At 56.7% G+C, this 20,048-nt stretch carries 16 protein-coding genes and 7 pseudogenes; 21 read left to right on the top strand and 2 right to left on the bottom strand.

Annotated elements, in window-relative coordinates; genetic code table 11:
- The 15 genes and pseudogenes from RWV98_RS05350 (at position 1) to RWV98_RS05290 (ending at position 11,297) form a co-directional block, all read left to right on the top strand.
- A complete protein-coding gene (locus tag RWV98_RS05350) occupies positions 1-231 on the top strand; it encodes a hypothetical protein (protein WP_317864275.1) in 231 nt (76 codons plus the stop codon).
- Positions 232-248: 17 nt separating this feature from the next.
- Positions 249-554 (top strand): hypothetical protein, encoded by a 306-nt coding sequence (locus tag RWV98_RS05345; protein WP_317864273.1) that lies wholly within the window; start codon positions 249-251, stop codon positions 552-554.
- Positions 544-1,353 carry a DNA-methyltransferase gene (locus RWV98_RS05340; protein WP_442872102.1) on the top strand — a complete coding sequence of 270 codons (810 nt, stop codon included), beginning with the start codon at positions 544-546 and terminating at the stop codon, positions 1,351-1,353. Before RWV98_RS05345 ends, RWV98_RS05340 begins: the two co-directional genes overlap by 11 nt.
- 17 nt (positions 1,354-1,370) lie before the next feature.
- Positions 1,371-1,931: an MT-A70 family methyltransferase gene (locus tag RWV98_RS05335; protein WP_317864272.1), complete on the top strand. Its 561-nt coding sequence runs from the start codon at positions 1,371-1,373 to the stop codon at positions 1,929-1,931.
- Positions 1,932-2,325 (top strand): annotated as a pseudogene (locus RWV98_RS05330) (PrgI family protein).
- Positions 2,282-4,653, top strand: a pseudogene (locus RWV98_RS05325) (VirB4-like conjugal transfer ATPase, CD1110 family). The pseudogenes RWV98_RS05330 and RWV98_RS05325 overlap by 44 nt, the downstream one beginning before the upstream one ends.
- Positions 4,654-4,825: 172 nt before the next feature.
- Positions 4,826-6,615 (top strand): annotated as a pseudogene (locus RWV98_RS05320) (C40 family peptidase).
- 13 nt (positions 6,616-6,628) lie between these two features.
- Positions 6,629-6,907 carry a DUF4315 family protein gene (locus RWV98_RS05315; RefSeq protein ID WP_317864271.1) on the top strand — a complete coding sequence of 93 codons (279 nt, stop codon included), beginning with the start codon at positions 6,629-6,631 and terminating at the stop codon, positions 6,905-6,907.
- Positions 6,861-7,127: pseudogene (locus tag RWV98_RS19395) on the top strand (CD1107 family mobile element protein); the annotation flags it as partial. The gene RWV98_RS05315 and the pseudogene RWV98_RS19395, both read left to right, overlap by 47 nt.
- A 219-nt stretch (positions 7,128-7,346) precedes the next feature.
- Positions 7,347-7,466, top strand: a pseudogene (locus RWV98_RS19390) (CD1107 family mobile element protein); the annotation flags it as partial.
- 231 nt (positions 7,467-7,697) lie between these two features.
- Complete coding sequence (locus tag RWV98_RS19385) at positions 7,698-8,723, top strand: CD1107 family mobile element protein (RefSeq protein ID WP_442872118.1); 1,026 nt, start codon at positions 7,698-7,700, stop codon at positions 8,721-8,723.
- Positions 8,720-9,085, top strand: coding sequence for a cysteine-rich VLP protein (locus RWV98_RS05305; protein ID WP_317864267.1), 366 nt, complete (start codon positions 8,720-8,722; stop codon positions 9,083-9,085). Before RWV98_RS19385 ends, RWV98_RS05305 begins: the two co-directional genes overlap by 4 nt.
- Before the next feature lie 132 nt (positions 9,086-9,217).
- Positions 9,218-9,403, top strand: a complete 186-nt coding sequence (locus RWV98_RS05300; RefSeq protein ID WP_317864266.1) for a DUF4316 domain-containing protein — start codon at positions 9,218-9,220, stop codon at positions 9,401-9,403.
- A complete protein-coding gene (locus tag RWV98_RS05295) occupies positions 9,400-9,747 on the top strand; it encodes a plasmid mobilization protein (RefSeq protein ID WP_317864265.1) in 348 nt (115 codons plus the stop codon). Before RWV98_RS05300 ends, RWV98_RS05295 begins: the two co-directional genes overlap by 4 nt.
- A 202-nt stretch (positions 9,748-9,949) precedes the next feature.
- Positions 9,950-11,297, top strand: a pseudogene (locus RWV98_RS05290) (relaxase/mobilization nuclease domain-containing protein).
- A 206-nt stretch (positions 11,298-11,503) separates the two neighbouring features.
- On the opposite strand, the gene RWV98_RS05285 reads toward RWV98_RS05290, so the two are convergent.
- Positions 11,504-12,403: a LysR family transcriptional regulator gene (locus RWV98_RS05285; protein WP_317864264.1), complete on the bottom strand. Its 900-nt coding sequence runs from the start codon at positions 12,401-12,403 to the stop codon at positions 11,504-11,506.
- A gap of 152 nt (positions 12,404-12,555) precedes the next feature.
- Here RWV98_RS05285 and RWV98_RS05280 point away from each other — a divergent pair, with 152 nt between their 5' ends.
- The 6 genes from RWV98_RS05280 to RWV98_RS05250 all read left to right on the top strand — a co-directional run bounded on the left by RWV98_RS05280 (position 12,556) and on the right by RWV98_RS05250 (position 19,480).
- The gene (locus RWV98_RS05280; protein WP_317864263.1) at positions 12,556-13,698 is read left to right on the top strand and encodes an acyl-CoA dehydrogenase family protein; all 1,143 of its coding nucleotides are present in this window, start codon (positions 12,556-12,558) and stop codon (positions 13,696-13,698) included.
- 89 nt (positions 13,699-13,787) lie between these two features.
- The gene (locus RWV98_RS05275; protein ID WP_317864262.1) at positions 13,788-14,501 is read left to right on the top strand and encodes a response regulator transcription factor; all 714 of its coding nucleotides are present in this window, start codon (positions 13,788-13,790) and stop codon (positions 14,499-14,501) included.
- A 408-nt stretch (positions 14,502-14,909) separates the two neighbouring features.
- Entirely contained in the window at positions 14,910-15,326 is a 417-nt protein-coding gene (locus tag RWV98_RS05270) for a sigma-70 family RNA polymerase sigma factor (protein WP_317864261.1), read from the top strand.
- A 649-nt stretch (positions 15,327-15,975) separates the two neighbouring features.
- The gene (locus RWV98_RS05260) at positions 15,976-16,158 is read left to right on the top strand and encodes a hypothetical protein (RefSeq protein ID WP_442872101.1); all 183 of its coding nucleotides are present in this window, start codon (positions 15,976-15,978) and stop codon (positions 16,156-16,158) included.
- Positions 16,159-16,247: 89 nt separating this feature from the next.
- Positions 16,248-17,729: a recombinase family protein gene (locus RWV98_RS05255; RefSeq protein ID WP_317864259.1), complete on the top strand. Its 1,482-nt coding sequence runs from the start codon at positions 16,248-16,250 to the stop codon at positions 17,727-17,729.
- Entirely contained in the window at positions 17,717-19,480 is a 1,764-nt protein-coding gene (locus RWV98_RS05250) for a sigma 54-interacting transcriptional regulator (RefSeq protein WP_317864257.1), read from the top strand. The genes RWV98_RS05255 and RWV98_RS05250 overlap by 13 nt, the downstream gene beginning before the upstream one ends.
- Before the next feature lie 69 nt (positions 19,481-19,549).
- Here the strand turns inward: RWV98_RS05250 and RWV98_RS05245 are convergent.
- Positions 19,550-19,899, bottom strand: a pseudogene (locus tag RWV98_RS05245) (hypothetical protein); the annotation flags it as partial.
- Positions 19,900-20,048 lie beyond the last annotated feature (149 nt).

Genomic DNA, 20,048 nt, shown 5'->3' with positions numbered 1-20,048 from the left:
ATGGCGAAAGGACAGACGGCGGCGGCTGTGGCCCCCGTCGTGGACGAGGCGGCGGAGTTTCGCCGCCTGATTTTTGACGCTCCCATCGCGGAGCTTGCGGAGCACCAGGGGATTTCCATTGACGAGGCCGTAAAGCTCCGGGTGGAGCAGGCGGTGGCGGCGGCCACGGAGCCCCAGGTGACGGTGCGGCCCATCGAGCCCCAGGAAAAGTCATCGGCTTTGCCAGCGTGACGGTGGCCGGGGTAACGGTGGACGATTTCAAGGTGGTAAACGGAAAAAACGGGCTGTTCCTGGGTGCGCCCAGCAAGCCTGATCCCGGAACCCGGAGCGGCTACCGTGCCACGGTACGAACAGACCGGGCGACACAGGAGCGGCTGGACAGCGCGGCATACGGGGCCTATAACGCGGCTGTGGAAAAGCTGGTGGCCCGCGCCGAGGCGGTGCGCCCGGCCCCAATCAAGGAACAGATGGCAAAAGCGGCGGAGGCGGCAAGCAAGGAAAACGCGGCCCGGCCCGCCCCCGAAAAGGGAAAGGAGGCGCGGGATGCACGATGAAAACACTTCTGGACAAAATGTCCAGAGCTTTGCCCCGGACGGGCGGCCCCTTATGCCGGACGGCCTTTTTCTCATGGACGGGATCGAGGGCCTGCGCTCCCTGCCCCGTCATTCGGTGGATATGTTACTAACCGATCCGCCCTATGGAACTACCCGGAATTATTGGGATGTGCCGCTCCCGCTGGAGGAATTGTGGGAGGCAGTGCGGTGGGCCGTCAAGCCGGAGGGCGCGGTGCTCCTGTTCGCGCAGTGCCCCTATGACAAGGTTTTAGGCTCATCCAACCTCTCCATGCTCCGCTATGAGTGGGTGTGGTACAAGAGCCGTTGCACGGGCTTTCTCAACGCCCGCCGCGCCCCGCTGAAAAAGTCGGAGAACATTTTGGTATTTTACCAAAAGGCCCCGGACTACTATCCGCAGTTTGAGCAGGGGGAGCCCTATAAGAAAATCCAGACCAATAGCGGCCAGAGCCCCAACTATGGGAAGTTTACCCGATCCGGGGGCGGCTCGGAGGACGGGCGGCGCTTTCCGGGGAACGTGCTGGCGTTTCCCTGCGTGTCAAGAACCATCCACCCGACGCAAAAGCCGGTGGAGCTTTGCGAGTACCTGATTAAGACCTACACCCGCGAGGGGCAGGTGGTGGCTGATATTTGCGCGGGCTCCGGCACAACAGCCGTTGCCGCGCTCAACACAGGCCGCCGTTTCATCTGCTTTGAAAACGCCCCGGCGTTCTACGGCCCTGCCGTGGAGCGTTTGGAACAGGCACGGGAGGCCGTGGCGGGCGGCGGGAAAGGGGTGTAATTATCGGAAAATACGGAGTGATTTATGCCGATCCCCCCTGGCGCTATGCTCAAAAGGGCTTGCAGGGGGCGGCAGAAAAGCATTACCCCACAATGGGGATCGACGAGCTTTGCGCTCTGCCTGTGGCCGATCTTGCGGCCCCGGACAGCGCGCTTTTTTTGTGGGCCACGTTCCCCCAGCTCCCGGAGGCCCTGCGACTGATCCAGGCGTGGGGCTTCACATTCAAAACAGTGGCTTTTGTCTGGCTGAAAAAGAACCGTGTCGCGGATAGCTGGTTTTATGGGCTCGGTTTCTGGACGCGGGGAAATGCGGAGGTTTGTCTGCTGGCAACAAAAGGCCACCCGAAACGGCAGGCGGCCAACGTCCACCAATTCATTATTTCCCCCATTGAGGGCCACAGCAAAAAGCCGGACGATGCGCGGGAAAAGATTGTTTCCCTGCTGGGGGACGTGCCCCGCGTGGAGCTCTTTGCCCGGCAGTCCCCGCCCGGCTGGGACGTATGGGGAAACGAGGTGGAACCCTCGCCCGACCTCTGGACATTTTGTCCAGAAGTCCGGGGCGGCGAAAGGAGGCTATAAATGCCCTATGTGAATGTTCCTAACGACCTATCGAAAATCAAAACGAAACTTGCGTTTAACCTGACAAAGCGCCAGCTACTCTGTTTCGGCGGGGCGGCCCCTGGTGGGAGTCCCCGCCTATTTCCTGTCCCGGAGCGCCATCGGCAACACGGGGGCCATGTTCGTGATGGTGGCGCTGGTGCTCCCGGCGTTCCTGCTGGCGATGTACGAGCGCGACGGGCTTCCGCTGGAAAAGGTGTTGCGAAATATCGTCCGGGCCCGGTTTACCCGGCCCGGCGCGAGGCCCTACCGCACGGAGAATATTTACGCCCCCTTTACTCAGGGGGACGCTGTAAGAAAGGAGGAGCCTATTGCAAAAAAAGCAAGCGCCAAAAAACCGCCCCGCAAGGGGTAAGGGCCGGGCGGCCATCTCCGCCCAGCAGACGATCCCCTATGTGCAAATGCTGAAAGACGGCATCTGCAAGGTGCGGGAGGGCTACTACACAAAAACGCTGGAATATGAGGACATCAATTATTCGGTGGCAAGCACGGAGGATCAGGCGGCTATCTTTGACGGCTGGTGCGGCTTTCTCAATTACTTTGACAGCGCCCTGCCGTTTCAACTGTCATTCGTGAACCACCGTTCCCACGGCGGGAGCCGGTACAAGGTGAACATTCCCACGGCCCAGGATGATTTCAACAGCATCCGGGGCGAGTTTACGGAAATGCTCAAACGGCAGATTGCCCGGTCTAACAATGGCATCGTGCGCTCCAAATATATTACGTTTGGAGTGGCCGCCGCTGACCTCGCCGCCGCCCGGCCCCGGCTGGAGCGCGTGGAGTCCGACCTGATGGGGAACTTCAAAAAGCTGGGGGTACAATCCCAGGCCTGGACGGGCGGGAGCGGCTTGCCCTGCTCCACGGGCAGATGCACCCTGGGGGCCGAGCTTCGGCTGGGGGCCGGGAGCCGTTCCGCTTTTCCTGGGATATGATACCGAAAACCGGGATGGGGACAAAGGACTTTATCGCGCCGGACAGCTTCGACTTCCGGCAGTCCCGCACGTTCCGCGTGGGCCAGTCCTGGGGGGCCGCGTCCTATCTGCAAATCCTAGCATCGGAGCTCTCGGATAAACTGCTTTTGGAGCTCCTGGAAATGGACGCGGAAATGACAATTACGCTCCATATTCAGACGGTAGATCAGGTAAAGGCCATCAAGACGATTAAAGGTAAGGTTTCCGATATTGATAAAATGCGCGTGGAGGAACAAAAGAAAGCAATCCGGGCCGGGTACGACCCGGATATTTTACCGCCCGATCTCATTACATTCAGCAAGGACGCGGCGGCGCTCCTGGCCGACCTGCAATCCCACAATGAGCGGATGTTTCTGCTCACGTTCTTAATTGTGAACACGGCCCCCGCCCGCCAGCGGCTGGAAAACGACCTGTTCACGGTTTCCGGCATCGCGCAAAAATACAACTGCGCGTTGAAACGGCTTGACTTCCAACAGGAGCAGGGCTTTGTTTCTTCCCTGGCTCTTGGCTTCAACGGCATCGAGATTCAGCGCGGCATGACTACAAGTTCCACGGCGATCTTTGTGCCCTTTATGACGCGGGAGCTCCGCATGGACGGGCAGGCCCTCTACTACGGCATGAACGCTTTAAGCAACAATGTCATTATGGCAAACCGCAAAAAGTTAAAATCCGCAAACGGGATGTACTTGGGCTCCACGGGCTCCGGCAAGAGCTTTGCGGCGAAACGGGAGCTTGTCAATGTGTTTTTGGCGACCCAGGATCGGATTATCGTGGTAGACCCGATGGGCGAATATGCGCCGCTGGTGCGGCGGCTGGGCGGGCAGGTGATCGAAATTGCCCCGGACAGCCCCCACCATATCAACCCGATGGACATCCGGCTCACGGTGAACGGGGACGAAAGCCCCCTATCCATGAAAGCGGATTTTCTGCTTTCCCTGTGTGAGCTCATTGTGGGCGGGAGCGAGGGGCTCCAGCCTATTGAGAAAACCGTCATCGACCGCTGTGTGCGGCTGGTGTACCGGGAGCTTGCCCTGGGGCTGGAAACGGCAAAAATGCCCTTGCTCCAGGACTTGTACGAGGAACTTTTGAAACAGCCGGAGCCGGAGGCACGGCGGATCGCCACGGCCCTGGAGCTCTACTGCACGGGCAGTCTGAACCTCTTTAACCACCCGACCAACGTAAAAACCGACAGCCGTGTGGTGTGCATCGTGCTGAAAGGCATGGGCGAGAACCTGCGGAAAATCGCCATGCACACAACGAATGATTTTGTTTCCGCGTCGGTTGATACCAATTTTTCAATGGGGCTGGCGACGTGGTGCTACTTCGATGAATTTCACATTTTGCTACGCGATCCGCTCACGGCCAGTTATTTTGTGGCCGTTTGGAAGATGCTCCGCAAGAAAGGGTGCGTTCCCAGCGCCTTGACGCAAAACGTCAAGGATTTATTGGCCAGCCGGGAGATCGAGAACATTCTGGACAACACGGATTTCATGATCCTGCTGTCCCAGGCGCAAAGTGACCGGGCGATTATCGCAAAACAACTAGGCATTTCCGAGCACCAGCTTTCCTACATCACACACAGCAATTCCGGCGAGGGGCTCCTGTTCTATGGGAGCGTGACAATCCCGTTTGTTGACCGTTTCCCGAAAGGCGAGATTTATGACTTGCTCACCACCCGCCCGGAGGATTTGAAAAATGACGCGGGGGCGTGACGGGCAGGGCCCGGAGCGCCCGATTAGACCGGGGCCCGGCAAGGCCCCCACCTCTGGACAAAATGTCCAGAAGTGGAGCCGTTCCAAACTGCGGCAGGAAAGCAAACAGGCCCGCCCGTCTGAGCGGCTCCGGGATAAACCGAGCGACGCGGATCGGGCGGGCCCCGTCGATTTGGAGGGCGAGTCCCCCGTATTATCCAGCGAGGCAACCTCTGGACAAAATGTCCAGAAGTCCCCAAAGGAAAAGTCCCGGCCCTCTGACCGTCTACGGGATCAGCCGGGCGGCCCGGCCCGTGGGGAGTCCTCCGCTGGCCCCGGCAAGGGAAAAGCGGCGGACGGCTCCGGCAAGGCTGCGGGGCCTGATCCGAATAAGGGCGGCCCCGATCCCGGCGCTGGGGGCTCCGCTCCTGGGGAGGGCGCTCCGCCGCCCGGCCCGGACAAGGGCGCGGAAAAGCTCGACAAGGCAAAGCGCCGCATGGAACAGCGCGGCGTGAAACTGGATCAGGCGCGGGAAAAGCTGGCGGCCCAAAAGCCGCCGAAAAAGCCGGGGGCCGTCCGGCGTGTGGGCCGAGTGGTAAAAAATGAAACGTGGATGTTCGTCCACGGCAAAATCTATCAGGTGGAGGATGAAAACGTGGGCATTGAGGCCGCCCACCGCTCCGAGCTTGCTGGCGAGGCCGCCGTGCGCGGCGTTACCCGGTTTGTGAAAAAGCGCGTCCGCACCCACCCGGCGCGGGCCGTCCGCAAGGCCGAGGCAAAAAATATCAAGGCGACGTCGGACTACCATTTCCGGGCGGCGGCTATGGAGCACCCGGAAATTAAGGATAACGCGGCGGCCCGTATCTGGAAAAAACACCAATTCCGAAAGCAGTACAAAAAGAAAGCGCGGGAGGCGGCAAAGCAGAGCGCCAAAGCCGCCGGAAAGACGGCGGCCAAAGGTGGCCGGGCTGTCGCGGGGTTTGTCAAGCGGCATCCCGTGGGCTGTCTCATCGCCCTGGCCTGCGTCCTGCTCCTGCTCATGCTCCAGTCCTGCGCGTCCTCTCTGGTGACGCTGGGAAATGGGCTGGTGGGCTCCGTGGGAGCTAGTACCTACCCTTGCGAGGATCGGGAGCTCCTGGGGCCGAGGCCGCTTATGTAGATTTAGAGAACGAGCTCCGGGACTACCTGGACACTTACGAAAACACCCATGATTATGACGAGTACCATTTTGACCTTGCGGAAATTGAGCACGATCCCTATAACCTGCTATCCATCCTTTGTGCGCTTCACGAGGGCGAGTGGACGGTGGCCGAGATACAGGGCACCCTGCAAATGCTCTTTGACCGCCAGTACATTCTCACCGAGCGCGTGGTGGTGGAGACCCATTATGATAGTGACGACGAGCCCTATGACTGGTATGTGTGTTATGTAACGCTGGAAAACACCGACCTTTCCCGCCTGCCTGTCTCCATTCTGAGCGAGGATCAGCTTTCCCGGTACGCCCTCTATATGGCGACGCTGGGGAACCGGCCCGACCTGTTCTCCGGCTCCGCCTATGTGGACAGGTACACGAACCCGCCCCCGGCCTATGACATTCCCCCGGAGGCGCTGGAGGATGAAACATTCGCGGCCATGATGGAGGAGGCCCAGAAATACGTCGGCTATCCCTATGTGTGGGGCGGCTCCAGCCCGTCCACTTCGTTCGATTGCTCCGGCTTTGTGTCGTGGGTGATCAATCATTCCGGCTGGAACGTGGGCCGCCTGGGGGCACAGGGCCTTTACAACATCTGCGCCCCGGTACGGGAGCCACGGCCCGGCGATCTGGTTTTCTTCATCGGCACCTACGACACCCCCGGCGTTTCCCATTGTGGCATCTATGTGGGAAACAATGTCATGTTGCATTGTGGCGATCCGATCCAGTATTCCAACCTGAACAGCAACTATTGGCAGTCTCATTTCTACGCCTACGGGCGTTTACCATGAAAAGGAGGTATTTATGGCGACAAGCAAAAGCGCGAAAATCCAGGGCGAAATTGACAAGGCGCGGGCCAAGCTCAATGAACAGCAGGCCCGGCTTCGGGAACTTGAACAGAAACACAAGGAGGCCGAAAACGAGGAGATCGTGGATATTGTGCGGGGTATGAGCATCCCCCTTGACGAGCTCCCCGTCCTGCTCCAAAAGCTCAAAAGCGGCGGGGCCGACGGCCCGGCCCCCACCTCTGGACAAAATGTCCAGAAGTCCGAGGGAAAGGAGGAACCCGCCCATGAGGAATAAAAAGACGATCCGGGCCGTGGCGCTCCTGCTGTGCGTGTGCTGTCTCTGCCCGTTCTTATTGGGTATGACGGCAACCGCCAGCACCCTGGGAGTGTCCGGCAACGACGCTCCCCCGGAGCCCGCGCCCGTCTGCTCCTGCGAGGTGAAATGTGCGGCGGACGCGGTGAAAACCGATTGCCCCGTATGCGCCGCCGATCCTGCGGGCTGTGCTGGCAAGGAGCCGGAGCCCGCCCCGGTCTGCTCCTGCGAGGTGAAGTGCCCGGCGGACGCGGTGAAAGCCGATTGCCCGGTATGCGCCGCCGATCCTGCGGGCTGTGCTGGCAAGGAGCCGGAGCCCGCCCCAGTCTGCTCCTGCGAGGTGAAATGTACGGAGGGCGCGGTGAAAACCGATTGCCCGGTATGCGCCGCCGATCCTGCGGGCTGTGCTGGCAAGGAGCCGGAGCCCGTTCCCGTCTGCTCCTGCTCCGTCAAGTGTAAGGCTGGGGCCGTTGATACCGCTTGCCCCGTCTGCAAAACCGACTTGACGGTCTGCAAGGGCAAGGAGGCCACGCCCACACCCGCCCCGGCTGGGAGCTATGCAATTAACATTGTGGCCCCGTCCGGCTGGTACACCAAAACGGCAAAGGTGGAGATCCGCGTGACGGACGAAAACGGCACGGGCTGGAAAAAGGTTGAGGCCAAAATCGAGCGCAACGGGAGCCCGGAGGACTTGACCGACGCTTTCGCGGGCGGCGGCAGGGTGTATGTGACGCTCTCCGAAAACTGCACCGTTTACATTACAGTGACGGGCATGGACGGCAAGACCACCACAAAAAGCCGGTATATTGAGTGCTTTGACCGCACGGCCCCCACGGTAAAAACCGGGATCAGCGGGCGGATGCTCCGCGTGGAGGCCAGCGACGAGCTCTCTGGCGTGGAGGCGATTTACATTGACGGGGAACGGTACGACGATTTAACCAATGGCGCGCTTGATGTTCCGCTCCGGGATTTGGAGGACGATTACGACCAGTTTTCCATCCAGGCTGTGGACGGTGCCGGGAACAAGTCTAAAACGGTGCAGGTGAAAAATCCGAACTATAAGGCCCCTACCACAAACAAGGGAGAGGATAAGCCTACCACGAGCACCCCCGCGCCGTGTCCTACTCCTACCCCGGCCCCCACGCCCGCGCCGGAAACGACCACCCCGCCCGTTTCCGGCAGTACGGCCAAACCCACGGGCGGCGGTACAACAAGCAAGCCCACGGGCGGGAGCTCCGGCGGCTCATCCGCTGTAAAGCCCACCGAAACCCCGGAGCCGGAGGAAGAGAAAGAACCGAACCCATTTACCCCGGAGGGCTCCGGCGAGGTGGTGGATAACGCCACGGACGGCGACGGCAAGGAGTTTTTTACCATCACCACGGCGGACGAGTCCGTTTTCTATCTGGTGATTGACCGCCAGCGCGGGACGGAAAATGTGTATTTCCTGAACGCCGTCACCCTGGCCGACCTGGAGGCCCTGGCGGTAAGCAACGGGGAGGAGCTCCCCGGAACCGTGGCCCCGGCCCCCGCGCCGGAGCCTACTCCTGAACCAGAACCCACCCCGGAGCCGGAACCCGCGCCCGAACCGGAACAAAAGCCCAACGCCGCGCCGCTCTTGCTGGGGCTGGCCGTGCTCCTGATCGGCGGCGGGGCCGGATGGTACTTCAAGATTTACCGCCCGAAACACGCGCCCGCCCCGGAGCCGGAGGAGGACTATGATGAGTCCGATCCTTACGCGGACGGCGATCCCCGGGACGCGGACGGCGAAAGCGACAGCGACGGGGAGCCGGAACAATGAGCCGGGAATTGACGCGGGAGGAAAAGGCAGGTATTAAAAAGCTGGTGCTTTCCATGTGCGCCAACTATGACCGGGAGTATGGCTGTCTGCCCCTGGATTGCGAGTGCTATATGCTCGGCAAGTGCTACACCGGGGCGCTGTGCCGATACTTCCGCGAGGCCGTGCTCCCTCTCGATCCGGCGCTGGAGGCGGCCCTCTGTGGGGAGGGCGCGGCCCCGGAAATGCGGCTTTGCCCGGTCTGCGGCAGGGCCTTTGTCCCCCAGGGGCGGCGGGCCTACTGCTCCGAGGCTTGTAAAGCCGTGGGGAACCGCCGCAAGAGCCGGGAACGGATGAGGAAAATGCGGGATAAATCCGGGGTATAACTGTTACGATTAGGCCCCGAAAAAACCGCTTGTTTCAATGCTTTGCGGGGCCCGTTTACGGGGGGCCGGTACGATTTTACGTCCGGCCCCCGTTTCGGCCCCCAAAGCGTAACAATTTGAAAGGAGAACCCTATGGAAAATACCCCTTTGAAAACTGCCGAGCTTTCCCCGGAACAGAACACGAACCAGATCGACGGTATCATCAACAATCTTCCGGCCCCGCCGCCCCTGCCCGTGCTCCCGGCCCCGGTGGTGGAAACGGACAAGGTAAAGGAACCGCCCCGCCGTACCCGGAGCCGGGAACGGGAGGAGCGGTGACGAAACAGCGCCAGCGCCCCATCCATCTGCACGTCATGGTTTCCGAGGAGGAGCAGACGCTGATCCAGGAACGCATGGCCGAGGCGGGCATCCGCAACATGGGCGCGTATATGCGGAAAATGGCGCTGAATGGCTATGTACTCCACGTTGACCTTTCCCCGGTGCAGGAGCTCGTTTCACTCCAGCGCCGGTGCTCTAACAATCTAAATCAGGTAGCGATCCAGGCCAACACCTACGGGGGCATATACCCGGAGGAGATTAAGGCCCTGCAACGGGACTATGCGGAACTGTGGGGCCCCCTTTCCGCCCTGCTGGAAAAGCTGTCTCAGGTGGTGAAGCTCTGAGAGGATCGGGGAGTGTGCCTTGCGCCGCTCCCCGGTTTTCACGACTTCTGGACAAAATGTCCAGAGGTGGTGAAAGCCAGTATTCCCGCTGGACTTCTGGACAATTTGTCCAGAGGTAAAAATCGAAAAGGAGGTGACGGCCACGGCCACGACATTTATTAAGCCTTACAAAAAAGCAAAGGGGCAGACCGCTTTGCAGACGATGGAGGAGCGGTTTGCCTACGGGCTCAACCCTAAAAAGCTGGGGGCCGTTTCCGCCTATCTCTGCGACACGGCCACGGCTCCCGCCGAGTTTCTATTGCTCAAAAGCCAATATCAGGCGGAAACGAACCGGGCGGCGGATCACGGGGCCCTGTTCTATCAAATCCGGCAGGCGTTCCCCCCTGGGGAGCTCTCCCCGGAGGAGGCCAACAAGATCGGCTATGAAACGGCGATGCGCTGGACAAAGGGCAAGTACCAGTTTTTCGTCTGCACCCACACCGACAAAGGTCATGTGCATAATCACATCTATTTCAATTCCACGGCCTTTGACCGCTCCCGCAAGTTTCGGAACTTTATAGGCTCCACCTTTGCTCTGCGGCGGCTCTCGGATCGGGTGTGTATCGAGAATGACCTGTCATATATCCAAAACCCCAAACCGCACAGCAAAGGCCGCTTTCTCCATTACGGCCAGTGGCTGGGGGCCGGGCGGCAGCCGTCATTCCAGGCCCGGCTCCGCTCCGCCATCGTTGCGGCGCTGGAACAGCACCCCGCCGATTTTGACGGCTTTCTCCGGCTCATGGAGGAGTCCGGCTACAAGGTGACGCATGGGCGCGGCGGCGTGGTGTCGTTCCTCGTTCCTACTAGGAGCGGGCGACCCGACTCCGAGCGTCCACCCTGGGGGCCGGTTTCGGCACGGAGGACATCCGGGCGGTGATTGCCGGGGAGCGGCCTATCCCGGAACTCCCCCGGACGCTCCCGCCCCGGCCCGGCGTGTCAACCTGATTATTGACATCCAGGAGCGTTTGAGCTCCGGCAAGGGACCCGGCTTTGAGAAGTGGGCGAAAATCTACAACCTAAAGCAGATGGCCGCCGCGCTCCAATTCTTGCAGGAGCACGGCCTGACCGATTATTCCGCGCTGGAGGCACAGACCACGGCGGCGGTGGAGCGGTTTCACGGCCTGACCGAAAAGCTCCACACCACCGAGGCGGCCTTCTCCAAAGCGTCTGAGCTCATGGGGGCCGTGGTGGACTATGCCAAAACCCGGCCCGTGTTCGACGGCTACAAGGCCGCCCGGTACTCCAAAAAATATCTGGCGGAGCACGGGGACGAGCTGGCCACCTACCGGGCCGCCCGTGCCGCTATGAATACGCTTTTAGACGGCGGCAAGCTCCCGCCGATGGCAAAACTGAAAGAGGAACGGCGCAAGCTGGCGGCGGAGAAAAAGGCCCTCTATACCGAGTATCATGCGGCCCAGCGGGATATGCGGGAGGCCCTTACCGTCAAGACGAACATCGACCATCTGCTGGGAATTACGGCCCCCGGCAGGGATAAGGAACAGGCGCGATAGCGCCAGTGACGCAGCTTGCGCCTCTGGACATTTTGTCCAGAGGTGGCGGGTTTGGGGAGCAACCCCAACAAGCATTTTCGTGGCCCCCTGCGGGCGCGAAAATGGCAGGTGTGCCCACACCTGCCTTGCTTGCCGTTAGCGTCGCCCCTAAAAGTTCTCGCCATTTCTGGCATTGCTAATCCTAAGTATGCTGTATTTAAGTTCTTCTAATAGTCAAACTCTATTCCAAATTGTTCATGCAGAATTTTGAACGCCAATTCCATTTGCGGGCTGATCCATTTGTTCCGGTGGAATACACAGACCGCTGGGTATATTTGATCGTCCAATTCTGTTTTGAGTTGGAGCAAAGAGCCGTCTTTTAATTCTTCCTCGACAGAAAAACGTGGAACATAAGCAATACCAAAATTGTTCATTACACTTTTCTTAACGGCCTCTATGCTTTGCAATTTCATGTCTGGATTGAGGACAATATCTTTCTTATCCAAATAGGCTGTAATATCCTTTTGATAATTTGCGTTAGGCTCGTTATAAATCATGCTGATCGGCTTTCTTTGGTGTGGAGAAACAAAATCCAGTTCTTTTGGATTTAGAAACGGCGAACCAATCAGACACGCTTGGAATGGTTTCGACGCCGGATGCAGTACCGTATCCGGGAAGTGACCCTTATCACAATCAATTCCAATATCGGCAGACCCATTGACAATCGCTTGATTAATGTCATCCGACGGGAGCGAGTTGATAATAAGGCGTACATTGGGTGCGTCATGTAAAATCGCTTTGATAATGGGTTGCATGATATAAATAAAAATAGAGTCTGGTGCAACGAGCCGCAAGGTGCCCGTGATCTGCGATATATCTTTTTTATAATTGCTGATTTGTTCTGCATTTTGCAGGATAGTTTCAATAAAAGGCATGATTTCTTTTCCTGCCTGAGTAAGCTCCATTTTTCGTCCAACTTTTTCAAATAGCCTCATTGACAATTCACCCTCTAACTGCCTCATTTGAGATGTTACGGTAGAAGGGGCATAGTTTAACTGTGTGGCCGCTTTCTGAAAACTGCCAGTTTCTATAATCGTTACCAAGGTAAAAAGATTTTTCGTGTCCATTACATCCTCCGAAATATACGAGAAAATCGAATTTAGTATTTTGAATAATTCGCTTATTTTGAATGTTCTTTGGTGCTATTATAACCTTAGCGGCGCAATATGACAAGAGTGTTGGGCGCTGATTTATAGAAAAACAATGGAGGAGCAAAATTATGGAGTTTCACTTTACAGATGAAGAACAGAAATTGATTGACCAAATTCACGAGTTTGCGGTCAACGAGGTTGCGCCTTTGGCTACGGAGCTTGACGAACAAGAGCGTTTCCCGTCTGAGGCACTCACAAGGCTGCGCGAGATGAATATGATGGGGGTTTGCTATCCGAAAGAAGTCGGCGGCGGCGGACATTCGTATTTGGCCTACATCGCTATGGTAGAGGAGTTGGCGAAATATTGCGCCACAACTTCAATCATGTTTGCCGCACACCATTCTCTCGGAGCCTATGCGCTTTCTGTACTTGGCACCCCGGAGCAGAAAGAAAAGTACCTTGCTCCGCTTTTGAAAGGGGAAAAGCTCGGCGCTTTTGGCGCGACGGAGCCGGGAGCAGGTTGTGATTTAGGCGGCCAGCGGACAAGAGCCGAGGATATGGGTGATCACTGGCTGCTGAACGGCTCTAAAATTTTTATCACAAATGGTTACTATGCCGATATTTATTTTATCAGCGCGGTAACTGATCCCAGCCAAAAAAGCAGAGGCATTTCCGCTTTTGTCGTGGAAAAGGGAACGCCCGGTTTCTCGTTTGGGAAAAAAGAAAAAAAGATGGGTATTCGTGGTTCCGCGACATATGAGTTGGTATTCGAGGACTGCAAAATACCAAAGGAGAACCTGCTTGGCGAGTTGGGGAAAGGCTTTAAGACGGCGCTTACAACATTAGACGGCGGCCGCATCAGCGTGGGGGCGCAGGCTGTCGGTATTGCTCAGGGGGCCATTGACTGTTGCAAAAAATATGTAACCGAACATATGCTGGGAGAACAGAGAATTTCCCAGTATCAATACACTCAATTTCAACTGGCTGATATGCAGACAAAAGTAGATGCGGCCCGTCTGCTTGTTCATCGTGCGGCACAAGCAAAGCAGAACAACGAATCGTTTGCACAATATGCCGCTATGGGCAAATTGTTTGCCTCTGAGACCGCTGTGGATGTAACTAGGCGTTGTATTGATCTGGTTGGGCTCGATGGCGTTTCAAGCAAATACCCATTTGAAAGATTTATGCGCGACTCGAAAATCACAGAAATTTATGAAGGCACAAGCGAAGTTCAGCGTATGGTTATTTCTTCTGCTATGGGAATTAAATAAGGCGGATAATCTCCCCACATTAGCCTCAACACTTCAGGACATTTTGTCCCGAAGTATCAGGAATATTAAACAGAAAGGAGGGCTACTCTATGAACGCGGAGCAGAGAGTTTTGATAATAGATAGCGATTTGAAAAACTGCAAAGCCATCAAATATGCCTTGACTGAATACGGCATCGGTGCTTATTACACCCTGTCTGTGATAGACGGCATCGAGCGCCTTACCCGCCATAACTACGAGCTTGTGATCCTGGACATCTCCCTGTCGGAAACGGACGGGCTCCAACTGCTCCGGTTCATGCGGCAAATGAAAAATATGCCGATCCTGGTGCTGTCCTTTCAGGGCGGCATTGAGCACAGGGCGCGGGCTTATGAAATGGGGGCGGATGATTTCATACAAAAGCCTTTGGAGCTCCAGGAGTGTCTGCTCCGGGCCCAGGCCCTGCTCCGGCGCTATAACGCCGCCGCTCCGCCCCTGCCCGGCCAGCGGTGCTATACCATCGTCACGTTTGAAAACCTGTTGATCGATCCCCTTACCCGCCGCGTGGTCTACAATGGGCGGGAATTGGATTTGCCCCGCCGGGAGTTTGATCTGCTGTATGTGCTGTCCTCACAGGCAGGGAGGGTACTGACCCATGAACAACTGCGCTACTATGTATGGGGCGACGATTTTGTGGGCGACGAAGCCAACGCAATACCCGTTAGTGTGAGCCGCCTGCGGCAAAAACTGGACGGCGGGGAGTGCATTGAAAACGTCCGCGGCGTGGGCTATCGCTTTGTAGACCCCAAACGAAAAAAAGAATAATTTGTATCAATTAGGGCCCGGCTGTCAACATAGCCGGGCTTTTCTCATATCCTGCCGTAAGCTGCGGTATTTGTTATTTTGTGGTAAGGCTCCAGTAATTCTACCGAAAATCTAGTGTTTTATACTCTCCCCAAAACGGGGGGAGGCACTGGAATTGGCCGGAATATGGAAACCAAAAGGAAAAAATCAATATGAGTTAATATCGGCCAGCGCCGCTTTCCCCTGGGGAGAGCGGCGTTTTTTTGTCCGACTTATTTCGGGCGTGTTCTGCGGCAATCGCGGCAAGGCTCCCACTTCGAGACAAAATGTCCAGAGGTGCGGGACGGCTCCCCATGCGTGCCGCTCCCCGCCCGTTCTCCATTTTCGATCCGCGTAAACCCTAATCAATCGAAAATGGAGGATGTAAAAATGACCATCAATCTGCGTGAGTTTTTCTATTGGTACGTTACCGATGAATACATAGAGGTTTCTGAGGAAGTGCTGGCGGTGCTCCGCTCCGACAAGCGGTATGAGGAGCGGCACTATGAGCGGCAAAAGCGCAATAAGGCAAACTATTCCCTGGATGCGGGGGACGGCATCGAAAACCGCATTGTGGAGTTTGAGCCCTCGGCCCATGAGCTCCTGGAGCGCAAGGAGCGGTTTATGCGCCTGTGCCGGGCCCTTAATTCCCTGCCTGACACCCAGGCCCGGAGGATCGACGCGCATATCATTCTTGGAAAGCCCCTGCGGGAGATTGCCGCCGCCGAGGGCGTGAGCATTAACGCGGTGAGCCTTTCCGTCAAGCTCGGACTGGAGAACATGAAAAAGTATATGAAAAACTTTTAATTCCAGACTTGAAAAAGGGCCCGAAAGTCCAGTTGATTATTAGAAAGAGGTTTTACCTCTTTCTCCACAACGGAACGGCGGCGGCCCTGAGCACACGGGGAGCCGGGCGGCGGGTGCGCGGGGACTTCCTCTCCACGGAGGGACGAGCGGTAAACACCAGCGCCGCAAGCGGGACGGGCTATCCCACGGCCACGATCCGAACCTGGGACAAGCTGGCCGCTGTCCCCTCCGGGCTGAACCGTTCCGATTGTGCGGGGAGTGCCGCGCCGCTATTTGCTGTCTTATGACGGGCCAAAAACACCAGCGCGGTGCTCCTATCATTTTTCGAGGAGGTTACATCATGCAGTACGATCCTGAACTGGCGGCCCTGCTTACCCAGGGACTGGAGCGAGGGCGCGTGTCGCGGCTATATCATTCTGGCGATGGAAAACTGTGGTTTCAAGCCCGCCGACATTCAGCGGGTGATGTTGGAACTCCACGAGGTTTTTGACTACGCCACCACAGGCGAGGCCGAGGCCCACTATCAGAAAAGCGTGTATTGACTTCGAGACATTTTGTCCAGAAGTGGAACAAGCCGAAAGGCCAGCACTTATGCGGTGCTGGCCTTTCGGCGTATGTGTAACAGCCCTGTGATTATGGGAGGGATTTTATGATGCAGGCGCAAGTGAAATATGAAAGTGAAGTAAAAACCGCCGCTTTCGGGGAGCGGACAATCACCATTCAAAACCTGACCCCCGTTCTTCCCCCGAAAGAACGGGATAAGCGCAAACGGGAAATTGAACAGAGCCTTTTTGACGTGTTCAGCAAGTACGCCACCGGGCGGCGGGGATAGCCTTTCATCGGCATCCTTGTTGAAAGGGGCCGGCAGAGGTATAATATACTTGTAGGTTGGCTCCTGTTCCAACGGAAAAGGAGCTAATTATGGATAATAGAATAGACGCGATTTACGGCAGACAATCCATCGACAAAAAGGACAGTATCAGCATTGAAAGCCAGTTTGAATTTTGCCGGTACGAATTAAAAGGCGGTGAGGGCAAGGAATATAAAGACAAAGGATATTCGGGCAAAAACATTGACCGTCCCGACTTCCAGAGACTTTTAGGGGATATTAAGGCCGGGCTGATTAAGCGGGTAGTCGTTTACAAGCTGGACAGGATCAGCCGCTCCATAGTGGACTTTGCAAAGCTCATGGAAATATTCAAGCAGTACAATGTGGAGTTTGTTTCCTGCACGGAAAAGTTTGATACCTCAACCCCAATGGGCCGGGCGATGCTCAACATCTGTATTGTGTTCGCGCAACTGGAACGCGAGAGCATTCAAATGCGTGTAACGGACGCCTTTTATTCCCGGTGTGCCAAAGGCTACTATATGCGGGGCCGGGCGGCTTACGGTTTTGACCTAGAGCCCATCGTCATGGACGGGATCAAGACAAAAAAGCTGGTGGAAAATGCGGAAATGGACTATGTTGAAATGATGTTTGAAATGTACGCAGAGCCGGAGAGCTCATACGGTGATATTACCCGGTACTTCACCACGCAGAACATTCTGGTGTATGGAAAAACGCTCAAGCGCGGATTTTTGGGCCAGCTTTTACGAAACCCGGTTTACGTCCAGGCCGATATGGATATATACGAATACTTCAAGGCCCAGGGCGTGAAAATCGAAAGCCCGCCGGAACTGTTCACGGGTGATTATGGGTGCTATTTGTATCAGGGCCGGGAGGGTGAGGAGCCGATCCTCGTCATAGCACCCCACAAGGGCCGCATCCCGTCGGGGCTCTGGCTGGCCGTCCAGCGCAAGCTGTCACAAAACACCACGTTCCAGAATGGGCGCAAGTGCCATAATACATGGCTGGCCGGGAAAATCAAGTGCGGCTGTTGTGGGTACGCCCTCACGAGCCAGAACGCGGCGAACGGCGTTACATACCTGCATTGTAAACAACGCTCGGAAAATAAAGGCTGTCAAGGCGCGGGCACTCTGACAAAACAAGTGCTTGAACAAGCCGTGTATGAGGAATTGGTTAAGAAAATGCGGGTATTCCAAACGCTGAAAGGCGGCAAAACTGCAAGCTACAATCCGAAACTGACCGCCGCCCGCGCCGCGCTTGCCAAAACCGAAAGCGAGATTGAAAAACTGCTTGATACGCTTTCCGGCGCAAATCCCACCTTGCTACAATACGCAAACAGCCGCATTGAGGAATTGGACGGGCAACGGCAAGCCCAGGCGAAACTGGTGGCCGACCTTACCGCTAATTCCGTTTCTTCCTCTCAGGTTGAAAGCATAAGCGGCTATCTGCGGGACTGGGAGTCCGTTGACTTTGACGACAAGCGCCGGGTGCTTGACACTCTTGTTTCACAAGTGCGGGCCACAAGTGAGCAAGTTGTGATACATTGGAAACTTTGATTTTTTCTCACTTTGCATTATACCATTGTCAAGAACACTTTATTGAAATACAGATACAACCGCTGGATTATGCAATCGCTCTGAAAAAGGCGCACGCTATCGGTCAACGGCCGATGCTATTCACGTATCAGCACGTACGCGTGCCCGATCTGCAGATCATCCGCAATCTGCTTGATTTTGAGTTTGATCATATCATCTATGAGGATACCTACGATCTGACCATTCTGCTGTCGCATGCCGATGCGGAAGTGGTGGTCGGCGCGTCGCAGGTCGCATCCTTGGCTCAGAACTGCGGAAAAGAAAGCGTACTGCTCTATCCCGGCGTCAGCACGGTGGAAGACGCCATCCGGCGCTGCCGGTCCATGCTCATCAATATGCGCTATGCGGTGCTCGAGCAGGAGATCTACCACGCGATCGTGCAAAACAGTCCGACCGGCATCATTTGCATCAACGACAAGGACAAGGTGATTCTGTACAACCCTGCCGCCGAAGCGCTGACGCACGTGCCGCATGAGCAGATCCACCGCCGGCACAGTCAAGCGCTCTTTCCTTGGGCGCAGTTGCAGTCCATGCTGACCGATCACAACGGCAAACGAACGCAAAAGCTGATGTTCGGCGATCGGCCGGTCGAGGTCTCGTCGCATAAGATCGAAGCGAATGGCCGGGTGGTCGGTGCGCTGGCCCTACTGGCGCCGCAGCGGATCATTGTCCAGTCCACACAGCCGCCTCCCGCCGTCTATCCGCCGCAGCAGACCCGCTATCATTTCGACAGCATTCGATCGTCCTCGGAGAATATGCGCGTTGTAGTCGCACAGGCCAAGCTATATTCTAAGCTTGAAGATCCGTGCGTTATCATCGGCGAGCCCGGTGCGGGCAAGTCGATGTTTGCGCATTGCATGCACGCCTATTACCATGCGCAGGATGCGCCGTTCTACAGAGTCAACTGCTCTGTCATTCCGGATCGTCAAGCCATGCAGTATCTTATGGGGCGAGAAGACGACCGCGGCACCGTACTGCACCGCGGCCTGTTCGAGCTCAGCCGCGAGGGCACGCTCGTACTCGAGCAGTTGTGGAATGCGCCGGCAGCCGTCTTGCACAGTCTCGCTCTTGTCCTGCGGGACAGACAGTATCTGCGTTTGGGTGGCATACAGCCCATTTTGGGTATCCCCCGCATCCTTACGCTGGTCAATGCGCAGGAATGGTCTAGGCTGCGCCAATGCATTCCCGAAGAACTGTACTTTTTGCTCACTCGGTTAACGCTCCGGCTGCCGCCGCTACGGGAACGGACGCAAGATATCCCTCTCTTGTTTGAGGACATGCTGCAGGATATGATGCTGATGCCCTCCAAGCCCTATCATCTGCCCAAAAAGCTATACACCATTCTTGGCAGCTATTCTTGGCCGGGCAATGCGCAGGAACTGTCCAACATAGCACGACGGTTTTCTATTTTTCTGGAACAAAACGCAAACGCTCGGCCAATTACGCAGCATAACGCATTGGTCGATGCGATCGGGCGGGACGAGTTGCTTGCAGATATCTTTGCTCAATACGGCCCACTGGCCGATGTGTTTAAAAATCCGACTCGGCTTCGCTCGCTCATCGAATTGCTAAAAGCGGTATTCTTTTTTAAAAACGACGATATCGCGCGAATCTTTGACATCAGCCGTACAACGCTGTGGCGGCTGTGCCAGCAGGATAACAAACCATGTCCGCCGGATCGGGATACCGGCAGCGCGCAACCGGATCCATAGTATCAAAAAGCCCCATTCTTTGCGCCGATGCACAAAGAATGGGGTTATCGTTTTCTAGGGGGCTATGCGTTATTTCGCGTTATTTTTAGGCGGCTGCATTTCGGGCGGGACTAGATCGCCGCCGTCCATGCGGGGCTGCGGCGGCGTCCACGGTTTTTCAGGGGGACGAACGCCGAAAGCCGGATTGAACGGATAATAGTTTTTCGCGTCCAAATTATCTTGAACGACTCTGAGAGCGTCGCCAAACCGCTGGAAATGCACGACATGACGCTCCACGGCGTGCCCGATGCGAACTGCGGGTAAATGCCGGTGGTGTGGTCGACAAAGTAGGCGTCGAAGCCGCCTTCCTTGATCTGTTCAGGCGTCAGGTTGCGCGTCAGCTGGTAAACAATCGCCGCAATCATTTCGAGATGTGCAAGCGCATTTGGAGCAGGCGTGAACTGAAATAGGAAGGTGTTGCGGCCATTACCGACCTGAAGGGCCGCCTCTCGCACGCGAGGCGCGCGTTGCTTCGCTGCCCTTGCCGACTACTGCGGCGGTTTTCTGCGCCCACACACGGTGGGAATCT

The organism is Agathobaculum sp. NTUH-O15-33 (assembly GCF_033193315.1).
Classification (GTDB): Bacteria; Bacillota; Clostridia; order Oscillospirales; family Butyricicoccaceae; genus Agathobaculum; species Agathobaculum faecihominis_A.
This window is presented reverse-complemented; position numbering and strand designations above follow the sequence as displayed.

What these genes read in the sequence shown, in the direction of transcription:
- RWV98_RS05350 (WP_317864275.1), top strand. Translation starts at nt 1, where the DNA reads ATGGCGAAAGGACAGACGGCGGCGGCTGTGGCCCCCGTCGTGGACGAG.
- RWV98_RS05340 (WP_442872102.1), top strand. Translation starts at nt 544, where the DNA reads ATGCACGATGAAAACACTTCTGGACAAAATGTCCAGAGCTTTGCCCCG.
- RWV98_RS05315 (WP_317864271.1), top strand. Translation starts at nt 6,629, where the DNA reads ATGGCGACAAGCAAAAGCGCGAAAATCCAGGGCGAAATTGACAAGGCG.
- RWV98_RS19385 (WP_442872118.1), top strand. Translation starts at nt 7,698, where the DNA reads ATGGACGGCAAGACCACCACAAAAAGCCGGTATATTGAGTGCTTTGAC.
- RWV98_RS05305 (WP_317864267.1), top strand. Translation starts at nt 8,720, where the DNA reads ATGAGCCGGGAATTGACGCGGGAGGAAAAGGCAGGTATTAAAAAGCTG.
- RWV98_RS05300 (WP_317864266.1), top strand. Translation starts at nt 9,218, where the DNA reads ATGGAAAATACCCCTTTGAAAACTGCCGAGCTTTCCCCGGAACAGAAC.
- RWV98_RS05285 (WP_317864264.1), bottom strand. Translation starts at nt 12,403, where the DNA reads ATGGACACGAAAAATCTTTTTACCTTGGTAACGATTATAGAAACTGGC.
- RWV98_RS05280 (WP_317864263.1), top strand. Translation starts at nt 12,556, where the DNA reads ATGGAGTTTCACTTTACAGATGAAGAACAGAAATTGATTGACCAAATT.
- RWV98_RS05275 (WP_317864262.1), top strand. Translation starts at nt 13,788, where the DNA reads ATGAACGCGGAGCAGAGAGTTTTGATAATAGATAGCGATTTGAAAAAC.
- RWV98_RS05270 (WP_317864261.1), top strand. Translation starts at nt 14,910, where the DNA reads ATGACCATCAATCTGCGTGAGTTTTTCTATTGGTACGTTACCGATGAA.
- RWV98_RS05260 (WP_442872101.1), top strand. Translation starts at nt 15,976, where the DNA reads ATGATGCAGGCGCAAGTGAAATATGAAAGTGAAGTAAAAACCGCCGCT.
- RWV98_RS05255 (WP_317864259.1), top strand. Translation starts at nt 16,248, where the DNA reads ATGGATAATAGAATAGACGCGATTTACGGCAGACAATCCATCGACAAA.